The sequence below is a fragment of the Azospirillum sp. TSO35-2 genome, from assembly GCF_003116095.1.
In the GTDB taxonomy this organism is placed as follows: domain Bacteria; phylum Pseudomonadota; class Alphaproteobacteria; order Azospirillales; family Azospirillaceae; genus Azospirillum.
In genome coordinates this window covers 2704025-2719755 of sequence record NZ_LGRA01000021.1, presented here as the reverse complement: position 1 = coordinate 2719755, position 15731 = coordinate 2704025, and the positions used below count along the sequence as shown (strand labels likewise).

Annotated in this window: 13 protein-coding genes; 5 read left to right on the top strand and 8 right to left on the bottom strand. The window is 71.6% G+C overall.

Features of this window, described 5'->3' with window-relative positions:
- Window positions 1–78: 78 nt before the first annotated feature.
- Window positions 79–1152, bottom strand: coding sequence for a tRNA (adenosine(37)-N6)-threonylcarbamoyltransferase complex transferase subunit TsaD (gene tsaD / locus TSO352_RS28300; protein WP_109110387.1), 1074 nt, complete (start codon window positions 1150–1152; stop codon window positions 79–81).
- Between the two features lie 45 nt (window positions 1153–1197).
- Between tsaD and TSO352_RS28295 the strand changes: the two genes are divergently transcribed.
- The 5 genes from TSO352_RS28295 to TSO352_RS28275 all read left to right on the top strand — a co-directional run bounded on the left by TSO352_RS28295 (window position 1198) and on the right by TSO352_RS28275 (window position 7096).
- Window positions 1198–2091: a class I SAM-dependent methyltransferase gene (locus tag TSO352_RS28295; RefSeq protein WP_109110386.1), complete on the top strand. Its 894-nt coding sequence runs from the start codon at window positions 1198–1200 to the stop codon at window positions 2089–2091.
- A gap of 72 nt (window positions 2092–2163) precedes the next feature.
- Window positions 2164–3102, top strand: coding sequence for a hydroxymethylbilane synthase (gene hemC, locus TSO352_RS28290; RefSeq protein WP_109110385.1), 939 nt, complete (start codon window positions 2164–2166; stop codon window positions 3100–3102).
- 23 nt (window positions 3103–3125) lie between these two features.
- Entirely contained in the window at window positions 3126–3884 is a 759-nt protein-coding gene (locus TSO352_RS28285) for a uroporphyrinogen-III synthase (protein WP_109110384.1), read from the top strand.
- 81 nt (window positions 3885–3965) lie between these two features.
- A complete protein-coding gene (locus tag TSO352_RS28280) occupies window positions 3966–5735 on the top strand; it encodes a mitofilin family membrane protein (RefSeq protein WP_109110383.1) in 1770 nt (589 codons plus the stop codon).
- Entirely contained in the window at window positions 5732–7096 is a 1365-nt protein-coding gene (locus tag TSO352_RS28275; protein WP_109110382.1) for a heme biosynthesis HemY N-terminal domain-containing protein, read from the top strand. Before TSO352_RS28280 ends, TSO352_RS28275 begins: the two co-directional genes overlap by 4 nt.
- Window positions 7097–7338: 242 nt before the next feature.
- On the opposite strand, the gene TSO352_RS28270 is transcribed toward TSO352_RS28275, so the two are convergent.
- The 7 genes from TSO352_RS28270 to TSO352_RS28240 form a co-directional block, all read right to left on the bottom strand.
- Window positions 7339–10458, bottom strand: a complete 3120-nt coding sequence (locus TSO352_RS28270; RefSeq protein WP_109110381.1) for an efflux RND transporter permease subunit — start codon at window positions 10456–10458, stop codon at window positions 7339–7341.
- Entirely contained in the window at window positions 10455–11726 is a 1272-nt protein-coding gene (locus TSO352_RS28265) for an efflux RND transporter periplasmic adaptor subunit (protein ID WP_109110380.1), read from the bottom strand. The genes TSO352_RS28270 and TSO352_RS28265 overlap by 4 nt, the downstream gene beginning before the upstream one ends.
- Window positions 11727–11779: 53 nt before the next feature.
- Window positions 11780–12385: a TetR/AcrR family transcriptional regulator gene (locus tag TSO352_RS28260; protein WP_109110379.1), complete on the bottom strand. Its 606-nt coding sequence runs from the start codon at window positions 12383–12385 to the stop codon at window positions 11780–11782.
- Window positions 12386–12589: 204 nt separating this feature from the next.
- Window positions 12590–14113 (bottom strand): BON domain-containing protein, encoded by a 1524-nt coding sequence (locus TSO352_RS34325; RefSeq protein ID WP_109110378.1) that lies wholly within the window; start codon window positions 14111–14113, stop codon window positions 12590–12592.
- A gap of 254 nt (window positions 14114–14367) precedes the next feature.
- Window positions 14368–14766 carry a response regulator gene (locus TSO352_RS28250; protein ID WP_109110377.1) on the bottom strand — a complete coding sequence of 133 codons (399 nt, stop codon included), beginning with the start codon at window positions 14764–14766 and terminating at the stop codon, window positions 14368–14370.
- 79 nt (window positions 14767–14845) lie between these two features.
- The gene (locus tag TSO352_RS28245) at window positions 14846–15184 is read right to left on the bottom strand and encodes an STAS domain-containing protein (protein WP_109110376.1); all 339 of its coding nucleotides are present in this window, start codon (window positions 15182–15184) and stop codon (window positions 14846–14848) included.
- A gap of 216 nt (window positions 15185–15400) precedes the next feature.
- Window positions 15401–15731, bottom strand: a 331-nt coding sequence (locus tag TSO352_RS28240) for a SpoIIE family protein phosphatase (protein WP_146210817.1), incomplete at its 5' end; no start/stop codon positions are given.

Here is a 15731-nt window from a genome sequence, read left to right as displayed (position 1 = left end):
ACCCTTGCCTCACCCCTCACCCTTCCCATGGCGATGCCATGGGCCCCTTCCCTCTCCCGGGGCGGGAGAGGGAGAAACTCACGCCTTCACCCCCGACCCGACACCCGCGCGCCCGATCACCGGCGCCGCGGTGGGATCCAGCGGCCAGCGTGGGCGCGGGGCGAAGTTCAGCGGGTCGCTCTGGCCCAGGCGGAAGCGCTCGATCCCGGCCCAGGCGATCATCGCCGCGTTGTCGGTGCACAGGCGCAGCGGCGGCGCGACGAAGGGCATGCGCTCCGCCGCCGCCAGCGTCGCCAGCCGGCTACGGATCGCCGTGTTGGCCGCGACGCCACCGGCGACCACCAGGGCGCCGCCCTGCGGGTGGTCCTCCTTGAAGCGGCGGATGGCGCGGGCGCAGCGGTCGGCCAGCACCTCCGCCACCGTCGCCTGGAAGGCGGCGGCGAGGTCGTCGCGGTCGGCGGCGGACAGCGGCGCCCCCAGCTCCTCGACATGCCGGCGCACCGCGGTCTTCAGGCCGGAAAAGGAGAAGTCGCAGCCCGGCCGCCCCAGCATCGGGCGCGGCAGCGCGAACCGGCCGGGATCGGTCGCCCGCGCCGCCGCCTTTTCCACCAGCGGCCCACCGGGATAGCCCAGCCCCAGCAGCTTGGCGGTCTTGTCGAACGCCTCGCCCACCGCGTCGTCGATGGTGGTACCGAGCCGGCGGTAGCGCCCCACCCCCTCCACCGCCAGCAGCTGGCAATGGCCGCCCGACACCAGCAGCAGCAGGTAGGGGAAGGCGACGTCGTCGGTCAGCCGGGCGGTCAGCGCGTGGCCTTCCAGATGGTTGACGGCGACGAAGGGCAGCCCGCGCGCCGCGGCGATGGCCTTGGCGGTCATCACCCCAACGATGACGCCGCCGATCAGCCCCGGCCCGCCGGTCGCCGCCACCGCGTCGAGATCGCCGAAGCCGACCCCGGCCTCCGCCATGGCGCGGCGGATCAGCCCGTCCAGATGCTGGAGATGGGCGCGCGCGGCGATTTCCGGGACGACGCCGCCATAGGGCGTGTGGTCGTCCAGTTGCGACAGCACGACGTCGGCGCGGATCTCGCGCGCGTCGGTGACGATGGCCGCGGCCGTCTCGTCGCAGCTCGTTTCGATTCCAAGAACGATCATGCCGCCAAACTAGCCGCCTTGGCCGCTTGGGTATAGCGTCGAGTTATGAACCCCGACACCCCGGCCGACGACGGCAGCATCCTCTATTACGACGCCGACTACCCCTCGCTGGAGATCGGGGAGGCGACGGCGGCGGAGGCTGCGGAAAAGGCGCTGGTCCTGGCGCGGATGGGCCTGCTGGGCGACGTCGCCTTCTACACCGGACAGGCGCTCGGCCACGGCGGCCCGGTGCTGGAGATCGGCTGCGGCACCGGGCGGCTGACCATCCCGCTGGCCCGCGCCGGGCTGGAGGTCTGGGCGGTCGACGTCTCCGCCGCCATGCTCGACCAGCTCCGTGCCAAGCTGGCCGACGAGCCGGCGGCGGTGCGCGACCGCGTCCGCATCCTCCACGGCGACGCCGCCGACCTCGACCTGCCCCACGACCGGCCGGAGATCGCCGCCCGCCTGGTGCTGCTGCCCTTCAACCTGCTGATGCTGGTCGCCGACCGCGACCAGCAGAGTCGCGTGCTGGCCGCGGCGGTCCGGCACCTCGCCCCCGGCGGCGTGGTGGCGCTCGACGTCATGAATCCGGCGACCCTGCCGCAGGAGGCCGACCCCGCCCCCTCGCCGTCGCGGCCCCGGCGCCACCCGCGCAGCGGCAACCCGGTGGTCCGCCACGCCCAGGCCGGCGCCGTCGACGCCCGCGGCGTGCAGCGCATCGCCGGCTGGTACGACGAGCTGATGCCGGACGGCGCGATCCGGACGACCCGCTTCGCCTTCGACTGGCGGATGACCGGCCGGGCGGAGCTGGAGTCGCTGATCGCCGGGGCCGGCCTGACCCTCGGCACCGTCTGCGGCGATTTCGACGGCGCGCCCTGGACGCCCGATAGCCGGCGGACGGTGGTGACCGCACAGCGTCCCCTCCCCCGCTTGGTTCAAGGGTCCACGAACGATTATTGATCCGCCTCAATCTTCCGGAGGAGGGGGCGACGAATCCTTGCAAAGCTGCGCGGATCCCCTAGAACTCGCCCTATGACGACCCACCCGCTCCGTATCGGGACGCGCGGCAGCCCGCTGGCGCTGGCGCAGGCCCACGAAACCCGCGACCGCCTGATCGCCGCCCATCCGCACCTGTCGGCTCCGGGCGCCATCGAGATCGTCGTCTTCAAGACCACGGGCGACCGCATCCTCGACCGCACCCTGGCGGAAGCGGGCGGTAAGGGCCTGTTCACCAAGGAGCTGGAGGAGGCGCTGTTCGACGGCCGCGCCGATCTGGCCGTCCATTCGATGAAGGACGTGCCGACCCTGCTGCCCGACGGGCTGGAGATCGCCACCCTGCTGCCGCGCGAGGATCCGCGCGACGCCTTCTTCGCCCGCTCCGGCAGCGGCCTGGCCGACCTGCCGGCCGGCGCCGTCGTCGGCACCGCCGGCCTGCGCCGTCAGGCCCAGGTGCTGGAGCTGCGCCCCGACCTGACCATCGTGCCGCTGCGCGGCAACGTCCAGACCCGCCTGTCCAAGCTCGACGCCGGGGAGGTCGACGCCACCCTGCTGGCGCTGGCCGGTCTGCGCCGGTTGGGGCTGACCCAGCGCATCACCGCGGTGCTGGAGCCGGAAACCATGCTGCCGGCGGTCGCCCAGGGCGCCATCGGCATCGAGATCCGCAGCGCCGACGACGACACCCGCGCCCTGATCGCCCCGCTGAACTGCCGGGAGACCATGATCCGCGTCACCGCGGAGCGCGCGCTGCTCGCCGCGCTCGACGGTTCGTGCCGCACGCCGATCGCGGCGCTGGCGGTGCTGGACGGCGACGCGCTGCACCTGCGCGCCAAGGTGCTGTCGCCCGACGGCCGCCGCATCTTCCGCGCCGAGCGCCACGGCACCGCCGCCGAGGCCGAGTCGATGGGCGCCGACGCCGGGGCGGAGATCCGGGCGCAGTTGCCGCCGGACTTCTTCGCCGCCATCCCCCACTGACCCACCGCCAGCGGATTTTCCGGATGACGGAAAAACCAGCCGAACGACCCCGTACGCGCCTCCTCGTCACCCGTCCGATGGAGGATGCCGAACCGCTGGTCCGCCGGCTGGAGGCGCTCGGCCACGCCACCGCGGTGGAGCCGATGCTGGCGATCCGCTGGCTCGACGGGCCGGAACCCGACCTCTCCGACGTACAGGCGCTGCTGTTCACCAGCGCAAACGGCGTACGGGCCTACTCCAAACGTACGAGCCGGCGTGACCGTCCGGTGCACGCCGTCGGCGACGCCACCGCCCGCGCCGCGGCCGAGGCTGGATTTGCCCAGGTCGACAGCGCCTCGGGCGATGTGTACGCCCTGGCCGAGCGGGTGAAGGCGCTGCGCGATCCGGCGGCCGGAGCCCTGCTGCATGTGGCGGGAAGCAAGGTGGCGGGCGACCTCGCCGGGCTGCTGGGGGCCGCCGGGTTCACGCTGCACCGCAGCGTGATGTACGACGCCGTACCCGCCCGGTGCCTGTCCGACGAGACCGCGACATTTTTGCGTACGTCCGGCGTCGGTGGCGTGTTGTTTTTCTCTCCCCGTACCGCCCGTTCCTTTGTTAGGTTGCTGGCCGAGGCCGGACTGGTCGACTGTTGTCGTACGGTCGATGCGTTCTGTCTCAGCCCCGCGGTCGCGGAGGCTGCCCGCGCGTACGGCGACCAGGAGGTGACGCCGTGGCGAAGCGTACGGGTGGCGTCCCGGCCGGAGCAGGAGGCCTTGCTCGATCTGTTGCCGGACGCCGGGTAAAGCCGGCCCTACCAGGACGAGAGGGACCGGTTTGGGGGCTGTGGCGTTAAGACGAACAACAGCGAACCGAAGGTACAGCCCATGACCTCTCGTCCAGGCTCCGAACGCCCCGGCAGCGATCGCGGCGGTTCGGACCGTCCGGCCCCCGATCGCGACGGCGACGGCGCCTCCCCCAGCAACACCGCGGGCAGCAATGCGGCGGTCGACCGCATCGTCGAACGGTTCGGCGGCATCCGGCCGATGGCCAACAAACTGGACACCCCGGTGACCACGGTGCAGGGCTGGAAGAAACGCGGGGCCATCCCGCTGGCCCGCCACGCCGACCTGCGCAGCGCCGCGGCCAAGCACCGCATCAAGCTGGACGACGCCGATCTCGACGCCGCCACCCCCAGCGAGGACCGGCCCGCGATCGACAGCGCCGCCACCACCGCCGTTGCGGTCGAGCCGGTGCCGACCGCATCGCCGGCCGACAGCATTCCCGGTGGCACCCCGGTGATCATCGACGCTCCCGCCGAGCCGCAGGGCGGCGACGCGCTGGTTCCGCCCGCCACGCCGATCGAGGCCGCCTCGCCGATCGCCGATCCGGACGCGCCCAAGCCCGGCGCCGAGCCGCTGGCGGCCGACCCCAGTAAGATTGACGCCGGTAAGATCGACGCCGACAAGGCCGAAGAGGTCAAGCCGTCGGCGACCGCCACGCCCTGGACCACGTCCGGCAGCGGCACCGCCAGCAGCAGGATCGAGTCGGAGCCGGCCCGCCCGACCATCGGTCCGTCGCCGGCCTATGTCGACGAGCCGCGTTCCGGCAGCGGCTTCGCCACCGCGCTGTCGATCGTGGCGCTGCTGGTCGGCGCCGCCGCGCTGGCCGAGCCCTGGTGGGGTCCGACCCTCGCCGGCTGGCCGGCCGCCTCGGCCCCGTCCTCCTCCAGCGCCCCCGCCGCCGCTCCGGCCGACCCGGCGCTGCGCGCCCAGATCCAGCAATTGACCGACCGCATCGGCAAGCTGGAGCAGCGCCCCGCCGCCCAAGCCGCCGCCCAGCCCGCGAACGGCAACGCCGAGGCCGCCGTCGCCGCGCTGACCCAGCGGATCGACGCGCTGGAGAAGCGCCCGGCCGCCACCGCGGACACCGGTGCCGAAAGCGCGCGCAAGGAACTGGCCGACCGCATCGCCGGTCTGGAGCAGAAGCTCACCGCCGTCTCCGGCAACAGCCAGGCCGCGCAGGCTCTGCGCGGCGACGTCGACCAGTTGAAGCAGCAGCTCTCCGGCGTCAGCCAGGCGGTGGAGCAGCGCCAGGACGCCGCCGCCTCCGCCCAGGCCCTGGTGCTCGCCGCCGGGCAATTGCGCGCCACGCTCGCCAACGGCCAGCCGTTCCAGCAGGACCTGCAGGCGGTGCGGGCGCTCGGCATCGCCGACGCCGGGGTGACCCAGCCGCTCGACGCCGTGGCGCCCTACGCCGCCAAGGGCATCCCGACGCGGGCGCAACTGACCGATCGTTTCCAACCGCTGACCGGCGAGATCGTGCGCGCCGAGGTTCGCGGTGAGGGCAACAGCTGGATCGACTCGGCGGTCGGCAAGCTGTCGACGCTGGTCACCGTCCGCCGCGAGGGTGGCGGGGTCGTCGGCACCACCGCCGACGCCATCGTCGCCCGCGCCGAAGCGGCGCTGAACAGCGGCAACCTCGCCAAGGCGGTGGAGGAGCTGTCGGCCCTGCAAGGCCCGGCGGCGCAGGTCGCCGCCCCGTGGCTGGCCGACGCCAAGGCGCGTCTGGCCGCCGATCAGGCCGCCCGCCAGTTGAACGACCGCGCCATCGCCCTGCTGACCACCGCCGCCGGCGGGAAAGGGGCGGCCCAATGATCCGCGCCCTCTGGTTCCTTCTGAAGGTCGCGATCGTCATCGCGGCCGCCATCTGGCTGGCCGACCGGCCGGGCACGGTCAGCGTCCACTGGCTGGGCTACGCGGTCGAGGCGCCCTTCTGGGTGGCGCTGCTGGTCGCGCTGGCGGCGCTGGGCATCGCGGCGCTGGGCTACCGCCTGCTGCGCGGCGTCGTCCGCACGCCGACCCGCATCCGCCGCTTCAGCCGCACCCGCCGCCGCGAACGCGGCTACCGCGCCCTGACCCAGGGCATGGTGGCCATCGCCGCCGGCGACGCGCCGACCGCGCGCAAGATGGCGCGCAAGGCCGACGGGCTGCTGAACGAGCCGCCGCTGACCATGCTGCTGTCGGCCCAGGCCGCCCAGCTGCAGGGCGACGAGCGCGCCGCCAAGCAGTATTTCAACGCCATGCTGGAACGGCCGGAGACGGCCTTCCTCGGCATGCGCGGCCTGCTGACCCAGGCGATCAAGTCCGGCGACCGGGTGGAGGCGCTGGCGCTGGCCCGCAAGGCGCGCAACCTGCAGCCGAACACGCCCTGGCTGCTCGGCACGCTGTACGACCTGGAAGCCCGCTCGGGCGACTGGGCGGCGGCCGAAGGCACGCTGCAGCAGGCGATCCAGGCCGGCGCCATTCCGACCGCCGAGGGCCGCCGCCACCGCACCGTCCTGCTGCTGGAGCGCAGCTTCGAGGCGGAGCGCCGCGGCCGCGCCGACGCCGCCCTGTCGCACGCCCAGGCGGCGCACGACCTGATGCCCGGCTTCGTCCCGGCCGCGGTGCGGCTGTCCCGCCTGCTCGCCGCCGACGACCGGCTGAAGCCGGCCGCCAAGGTGGTGGAACGGGCGTGGCGCCAGTCGCCGCACCCGGAGCTGGCCGACGTCTACCGCGTCGTCGTCGACAGCTACGACCCGCTGACCCGCGTCAAGCTGTTCCAGAAGCTGGTGCGCCAGTCGCCGGATTCGGCCGAGTCGCACATCGCGCTGGCCCGCGTGGCGATGGAGGCCCAGCTGTGGGGCGAGGCCCGGCAGCATGTGACCCGCGCGCTGGAGATCGAGCCGTCGCGCCGGCTCTACCGCCTGCTGGCCGAGTTGGAGCGCAACGAGCGCAACGACGAGGCGGCGGCGCGCGACTGGCTGGCCAAGGCCGCCGCGGCCCCGGCCGACCCGGCCTGGAGCTGCGGCTCCTGCGGCGCGGTCAGCCACGCCTGGGGCGGCCTGTGCGGCCATTGCGGCGCCTTCGACAGCCTGAGCTGGAAGGCCCCGACCGTCACCGCCTCGCTGATGGAACCCGGCACCCTGGCGCCGGCCCTGAACGCCCCGGCCACGGTCCGGCCGGCGACGGCGTGAACCCATCGTCAGGGTTATCGCCTAATGACTCCCTCTCCCGTCCCGGGAGAGGGTGCCCGCGAAGCGGGCGGGTGAGGGGTGATGCAAGGATCAAGGCGCTCGATTCTTGCGTCACCCCTCACCCTCCCCACTTCGTGGGTCCCCTCCCTCTCCCGGGGCTCTCAGCGGATCTTCGATCCGCCTGACGCCGTCAGCGCAAACTGCGTTTGCGCGAGAGGCGGGAGAGGGTCAATAAAGAAAACTCAGTCGTCGCCGTCCGCCGGCATCGAGCCGTGCGGCACCTCCGCCTTGCGGCCGCGGTGGAACAGGCCGCCGACGAAGCGGCCCAGATCCTCCATGTAGAGATACAGCGACGGCGTGATGTAGAGCGTCAGCACCTGCGACACGCACAGGCCACCGACCACGGCGAGGCCGAGCGGCTGGCGCAGCTCCGCCGCGGCGCCATGGGCGATGGCGATCGGCAGCGTGCCCATGATCGCCGCCATCGTCGTCATGATGATCGGGCGGAAGCGCAGCAGGCAGGCCTGCTCGATGGCGTCGCGCGCCGTCATGCCGCCGCGCCGCGCCTCCACCGCGAAGTCGATCATCATGATCGCGTTCTTCTTCACGATGCCGATCAGCATCAGGATGCCGATGATGGCGATGACGCTGAGTTCGGTGTCGAACGCCATCAGCGTCGCCAGCGCGCCGATCGCCGCCGATGGCAGGCCGGACAGGATGGTCAGCGGGTGGATGAAGCTCTCGTACAGCACGCCCAGCACGATGTAGATCACCAGCACCGCCGCGCCCAGCAGCAGCGCCTGCCCGGCCTGGGCGTCCTGGAACACCTGGGCGGTGCCGGCGAAGCCGGTGGTGACGGTGGCGGGCAGCCCGATCTGCTGCTCCGTCCCGCGGATCAGGTCGACCGCCTGCCCCAGCGACGCGCCGGGCGCCAGGTTGAACGACAGCGTGACCGCCGGCAACTGGCCCTGGTGGTTGACCGCCAGCGGCCCGGCGGTGCGCTGCACCCGGGCGAAGGCATCGAGCGGCACCAGCTTGCCGCTGGTGGTGGAGCGGACGTAGATGCGCGACAGCGCGTTGTCGTCGGTCTGGTATTTTGGCTCCAGCTCGATCAGCACCTGATAGTCGTTGCTGGGGGTGTAGATGGTCGACACCTGGCGCTGGCCAAAGGCGCTGTAGAGGGTGGAGCGCACCAGATCGACGCCGACGCCCAGCGTCGCCGCCTTCTCGCGGTCGATGTGGACGTAGGCCTGCGGGTTGTTGAGCTGAAGGTCGCTGGTGACGTCCTGCAGGATGGCGATGCCGCGCAGCGACTGTTCCAGCTTGGCCGACCACTGGTACAGCTCGTCGAGGTCGAGCGCCTGGATGGTGTACTGGTACAGGCTCTTCGACGCGCGGCCGCCGATGCGCAGGTTCTGCACCGGCTGCATGTAGACCGCCATGCCGGGGATGCCGTTGACCTGCCGGCGCAACTGCTGGATCACCTCGGCCATCGCCGGGCGCTGGTCGCGCGGCGCCAGCGTCAGGAACATGCGCCCCTGGTTGCCGGTGCTGCCGCCGACGCCGACCGAGGAGATGACGTCGACCACCGCCGGGTTGGCCTTGATGATGGCGGCGACCTGCTGCTGGCGCTCCGCCATCGACGGGAAGGCGATGTCGGCGCGCGCCTCGGTCGTCACCTGGATCTGGCCGATGTCCTCGGTCGGGAAGAAGCCCTTGGGGATCGCCTGATAGAGCAGGACGGTGCCGACCACGGTGGCGATCATCACCAGCCCCATCAGCGGCCGGTGGCGCAGCGTCCAGCGCAGGGTGCGGGCGTAGCCGTTCAGCACGGCGGAGAAGCCGGCCTCCAGCGTGCGGCCGAACCAGTTCTCCCTCTCGCTGTGATGGGTGAGGAAGCGCGAGCACATCATCGGCGTCAGCGTCAGCGACACGAAGGCCGACGCGGCGATCGACATCGTCACCACCAGGGCGAACTCGTGGAACAGCCGGCCAACCACGCCGCCCATCAGCAGGATCGGGATGAACACCGCGACCAGCGACAGGGTGATCGACAGGATGGTGAAGCCGATCTCGCGCGAGCCCTTGATGGCGGCGTCGAACGGCCGCATGCCCTCCTCGACGTAGCGGACGATGTTCTCCATCATCACGATGGCGTCGTCCACCACCAGCCCGACCGCCAGGGTCAGCGCCATCAGCGAGATGTTGTCGACCGAGAAGCCCAGCAGATGCATGCCGCCGGCCGTCGCGATCAGCGAGATCGGCACCGCCAGCGCCGGGATCAGCGTCGCCGACAGCCGGCGCAGGAACAGGAAGATCACCAGCACGACCAGCACGATGGTCAGCGCCAGGGTGAACTGCACGTCCTCCACCGCGGCGCGGATCGATTCCGAGCGGTCGTTGACGATCTTGATGGCGGCCGAGGCCGGCAACTGCGCCTGGAAGGCGGGCAGCAGGGCGCGGACGCGGTCGACCACCTCCACCGTGTTGGCGTCGGGCTGGCGCTGGATCGCCAGCATGATGCTGCGGGTGCCGTTCAGCCAGCTGGCGGTGCGGTCGTTCTCGACGCTGTCCAGCACCTCCGCCACGTCGCCCAGCCTGACGGGAGCGTTGTTGCGGTAGGCGATGATCAGGCCGCGGAAGGCGGCGGCGTCGGGCAACTGCGGGTTGGCGGCGATCACCAGCTGCTGCTGCTGGCCGGTCAGCGTGCCGACCGGCGTGTTGGCGTTGGCGGCGGCCATCGCCTTCTGCAGCTCGTCGATGCCGATGCCGCGCAGCGCCAGCGCGTTCGGATTGACCTGGACGCGGACCGCGTATTTCTGCGAGCCGTAGATCTGGACCTGGGCGACGCCCGGCAGGGTGGCGACCTTGGGCTGGATCAGCGTCTCGGCGATGTCGTTCAGCTTCGACAGCGGCAGCGTCGGCGAGTTGAGCGACAGGAAGATGATCGGCTGGTCGGCCGGGTTGACCTTGCGGTAGCTGGGCGGCGTCGTCATCTCCGCCGGCAGGCGGCGCTGGGTGCGGGCGATGGCGGCCTGCACGTCGGCGGCGGCGGCGTCGATGTCGCGTTCCAGCACGAACTGGATGGTGATGTTGGTGTTGCCGAGCGTGCTGTTCGACGTGATGGTGTCGATGCCGGCGATGGTGGAGAACTCGCGTTCCAGCGGGCTGGCGACGGAGGCCGCCATCGTCTCCGGCGCGGCGCCCGGCAGGGTGGCGGTGACGCTGACCACCGGGAAGTCCACCCGCGGCAGCGCGGCGGTCGGCAGTTGGCGGTAGGCCGCCAGACCGCCCAGAACCAGCGCCGCCGTCAGCAGGATGGTCATCACCGGACGGCGGATGCAGAGTTCGGAGAGGTTCACGTCGCACCCCCGGTGGTCGGCGAGCCGGCGGCGTTCTGGCCGGCCGAACCCTGTTTCCCGGTGCGCTCGGCCGTCTCGCTGCCAGCCGGCTTCTCACTGGTGGGTTTGCCGTCCGCCGGCTTGTCCGCCGCGCGCTCGGTCACCTTGGCGCCGGGGAACAGGCGCGACTGGCCGTCGACCACCACCCGCTCGCCGGGCTGCAGGCCGGACGCGACGACGGTCAGGCCGCCCTGGCTGCGGTCGACGGCGATCGGGCGGACCTCCACCGTCTCGTCGGCCTTCACGACATAGACGAAGCGGCCCTTCTGGCCGGTCTGCACCGCCATTTCGGGAATGGTCAGCGCCTGGGGATCGACGCGCAGGGTCAGCACGGTGTCGACGAACTGGCCGGGCCACAGCCGGGTGTCGGTGTTGGGGAACTCGCCCTTGACCAGGATGGTGCCGGTCTGCTGGTCGACCTGGCTGTCGACGAAGGACAGCCGCCCCTCGGCCTTCTCGCCATGGCCGCCGGCGATGCTGGCGGTCACCGGCAGGGTGCCCTTGGCCATCGCCTCGCGGATTGCCGGCAGGTTCTTTTCGGCGACGTTGAACGAGACGTTGATCGGGCGGAGCTGGGTCAGCGTCACCAGCGGCGTGGTGTCGGCGGCGCGGACCATGGTGCCGACCTTGGCGTTGACGGTGCCGGTGCGGCCGTCCATTGGCGCGGTGATGCGGGTGAAGCTGAGCGAGACCTTCGCCGCCTCGATCGCCGCCTGGTCGGCCTTGACCGTGCCCTCCAGCGCGTCGGCGGTGGCGACGGCGGCGTCGTACTGGGTGCGCGAGACGGCGCTGGTGCGGACCAACTCGGCGTAGCGCTTGACGTCGCCCTTGGCCTTTTCCAGGCTGGCGCGGTCGCGCTCCAGGTTGGCCTGGGCTTGGCGCAACTGCGCCTCCAGCGCGCGGGCGTCCAGCGTAAACAGGGTGTCGCCGGCCTTCAGCTCCTGCCCTTCGGTGAAGTTGACGCTTTCCACCGCGCTGTCGACCCGCGCCTTGATGGCGATGGCGGCGATCGGCTGGACGCTGCCGATGGTGGAGATCAGCTCCGGCACCGCGCGCAGTTCGGCCTTGCTGGACACCACCGGGACGGCGCGCCCCCCCGCCGGAGCCGCCGTCTTGGCCGACTGCTTGGCCACCTGCGCCTCGCCCCCGGCGTGGTTCTTCGCATACCAGTAGTACCCGCCGGCGCCGACCAGGGCGGCGACCAGCAGGACCAGGAACAGCCGTCTCATTCCGATTGCGACTCCAAACGCCGACGTGCGGCGACCGATTATAGAAAGGGCGGTTAAAGAAATGGGTTGATGGAGATTGCGGTCATCAGCAGGTCGATCACCGACCGTTCCAGGTCGTCGCGCGGGCGGTCGCCCAGTTGCATGATGCCGCCACGCACCATGCCGATGATCAGCAGCGGCACGAGTTCGAGGTCGATCTTGCGGAATTCGCCCGAGGCGACGCCGTCGGCCAGCACCTTCTGCAGCGCCGTCGCCGTGCCGCGGCTGCGGCGGCGCAGCACGCGCCGGGTGCGGTCGGCGAGGTCGGACTGGTCGCCGCCCAGCATCTTCAGCGTCTGCAACTGCTCGCTCAGGGTGTCGACCAGCGCCGACACCATCGCGGTCAGCCGGGCGGTGGCCGGCGCCTGCTGCGGCGCCAGCTGGGCCTCGAGCTTCTGCTCCAGCCCGCCCAGCGCGCGTTCCAGCGATTCCAGATAGAGGTCTTCCTTCGACGGGAAGTAGCGGTAGAGCGTCGCCTTGCCGACGCCGGCCCGCTTCGCCACCTCCTCGACCTGGACGGCGGCGTATTCGCGGCCTGCGAACAGCTCGGCGGCGGCGCCGAGGATCAACTCGCGCCGCCGGGCGCGCCAGTCGGGTATCTCTTCCGAATCGAGAGGCATGAATGGAACTCACCGGTTTCAAAAACAGACGATAGTCGAGTTGCCAGGACTGTCAAGGAACAGCGGGTCGATGGAAAATTAATTCGGTTTCATACGAAAAGCCTCCGCCACCCCCGACGCCGGACGGACCGGCGCCGGGGGTGGCGGAGGCGGGAAAAGACGACACGGCGCCGGCTTGCCGGGGCCGGGGAACGGCCCCGCCGGTCAGCTCCGCGTCGAGGCCGACCGGCTGCCGCCGGCCGAGCCGGTGGTGCCGGTGGTGGAGCCGGTCATCGACCCGGTGCCGGCCGAGGCCGCCGCCGGACCGCCGCTGGTGCCACTGCCGGTGCCGGTGCTGGTCGGGCTGGCCGACCCGGTGAGCGACCCGGTGCCGGCCCCCAGCCCGCCGGTGGTGTTGACGGTGGTGTCGGAGCCCTGCAGGCCGCCGGTCGTCGTGCCCATGCTGGTGCTGCCCGCCGTGGCCATCGCCGAGGCGCCGGCCCCGGTCGAACGGCCGCCCCAGGTCGAACCGCCGCCCTGGTTGCGGTCGCTCTGCGGACGGACCCGCAGGTTGTTTTGCACGTGGGTCACGCCCGAGACGGACTCCGCGACGTCCTCGGCCCGGCGCTTGGTGTTGCGGTCGGACACCATGCCGCCCAGCGTCACCTCGCCGCCGCTGACCGACACCTCGATGTCGGAGGCGTCGATGTAGGGGTCGTCGGTCAGCCGGTCGTTGACGTCCTCGCGCACGCGGTCGTCGGAGCGGCTGTAGCCGGTCGGGCCGCGGCCACGGTGGCTGTTGCGGCGCTGGACGGCGCGCATCTCGTCCTCGTGGCGCCGGCGCTCGGCATCGTCGTCGCCGAACCACGAGGCGATCTCGTCGCCCGCCTGCTCCCAGAAGCCGCGGTCGCGGACCTGTCCGCCGCGCACCTCGCCCGACGGCTCGCCATAGCCGCCATAGCCCCGGCTGCGGGAGATGTCACCGCGGTCGCGGTAGTCGGCGGACGGCTGGCCGTAGTTGCGGACGCCGTAATCCCGCCCGCCCATGTCGCGGTCGCCGTAGCCCCGGCCACCCCAGTCGCTGCGGCTGCGGTCGGTGTCGTAGCCGGAATGCTCGCGGCTGCGCTCGCCATAGTCACGGCCGCCATAACCGAGCGTGCCGCGGCCGCGCACGCCGTAATCGCCGGCGCCGTAGTCGCGCACGCCATAATCCTGGTCGCGGTAGCCGCCGCTGCCGACGTCGCGGTTGGTGTAGTCGCCCTCGGTCCCGGGATTGCCGGCACCGGCGTAGCCGCCATAGCCGCTCGACCCGGAACGGCCGCCGTAACCGGCGCCGTAGCCGCCGAAGCCGGACCGGCTGGCGTCGCGGCTGCCGGCGAAGCTGCGGCCATAGATCCGCTCGGTCTCGCGGGCGTTGTCGCGGCCGTAGTCGCCGCGTTCGGACGCGGCGTCGCGGCCGTAGCCGCCGGATTCGTTGCCGACCTGGCCGCGGTAGCCGGCGTCGCGGTAGTTGCGGCCCTGGTCGTCCTGGTGGAGGTGCGGCGGATTGCGGTAGGCGCCGCCCCCGCCCTGCCACTCGCCGCCACGGTCGCCACCACGCTCACCGGCGGAGGTGCGGTCGGCGGGGTCGTAGACGCCGTAACGCCGGCTTTCGCCGCGCCCGCGGTTCATGTCGTCCCGGTCCCGATCCCGGTCGTCGTCGCGCCAGTCACGGCCTTCACCGCGCCATCGATTCTCGTATTGCGCCATGGTGGTCGGCTCCCTCTGCGAAGAGTCTTGGTCTCGCGGGCAGCGACGCCGCCGCCCGCCTTCCCCGATCAACAGGAGCCGGCAAGTGGCGTTCCCGATCACCGGCCGGAACCGGCGGAGGTCGGCGGGTTGTTTGGCATGAGGTTTGCGAAGAACGAGGCGGTTGGTTCCACGCATCCCTTGCGGCTTCGGCGCTTCGTGCTCCGAAGCCGTTTTCTTTTGCGCCCAAATATTAGGCGAAGACTTCGATCTGCTTAATTCGGCAGCGGCGGGTCCAAAAGACGGGCGACGGCGGCCCCCAGCTCCTCGTTGAGGAAGGGCTTGTAGATGATGGCGTCGGCGTTGAACATGCGCGTCATCTTCAGCAGATAGCCGGCCGGCATGTTGGGGGCGCCGCCGGACATCGCCAGGATCTTCACGTCGGGCTGGGCGGTCCGCGCCGCCTTGATCAGTTCGATCCCGTCGACCTCCGGCATCAGGACGTCGGTGACGATCAGGTCGAAATCGCGGCGGTCGAGCTGGCGGATGGCGGCGCGGCCGTTCTCGGCCTCCGTCACCTCGAACCCGCGCCCCTCCAGGTAACCGACCACCGACAGCCGGACGACCGGCGAGTCCTCAACCACCAGGATGTTGGGTCGATTGCTGCGTACCATGGCTGCATCCGGCCCCTCGCCGGGGCCGCCCTTCGCAAAGCCGGCTGCCGCCGGCACCGTTCCGTTCAGCCCTGCAGGCTCATCCGCCCAACGCCGTCACGGCCGCCGCCGCGTCGCCGTGGATTTCGAACAGCGACGAGAAGCCGCTGAGATCGAACACCTCGCGAATGTGCGGCGCCATGGCCGACAGGGCGATGCGCCCGCCGCTGGGTCGCGCCTTCTTGGCGGCGATCAGCAGCGATCGCAGTCCTGCAGAACTGATGTAGGAAAGGCGTTCCATATCCACAACAAGCCGTGTGCCACCGGCACCCAACGCCCCGACCAGGGCGGTTTCGAACTCGCCGGCGTTGCCGCTGTCGATTCGCCCCTCGGTCCGCAACACGGTGACGCCGTTGACCGACTGTTCGGTGATGTTCATGCCCTGACCTCAACTCGCCTCGCGTGGATCGCGCTTATAGCACGCCGCCGCCGGTCCGACGACATCTCCGCGTCCTGCCATACCGGCACGTCAATGAATTGACCTGCCGTATTGCGTTCAGACGCCACGCGGGCTTTACCGCGCTCATGGGAGCGCGCCGCCGCCGTCGCGGCGGCCAGCGAACGCTTGAACGGTTGGTTCCAGCGTTCGCTGGTATCACACCACCGCCTCGGCATCGGCCGGGGTGCGCGGCGGGACGGTGGCCGCGCCGCGCCAGCGGAAGACCAGGCAGGTGATGTCGTCCGACTGCGGCGCCCCGGCGGTGAAGCGGGCGACGTCGGCCAGCACCCCGTCCAGCCCGTCGCGCGCGGTGGCCGCCGCCTGCCGCCCGACCGCCGCGACCAGCCGGGGGTCGCCGTACATGACGTCCTCGCCGTCGAAGGCCTCGGTCACGCCGTCGGTGAACAGGACGACCATGTCGCCGGTGTCGAGCGTCAGGCTCTTCTCGCCGAAGGGCATGTCGGGCATGGCGGCCAGCGCGATGCCG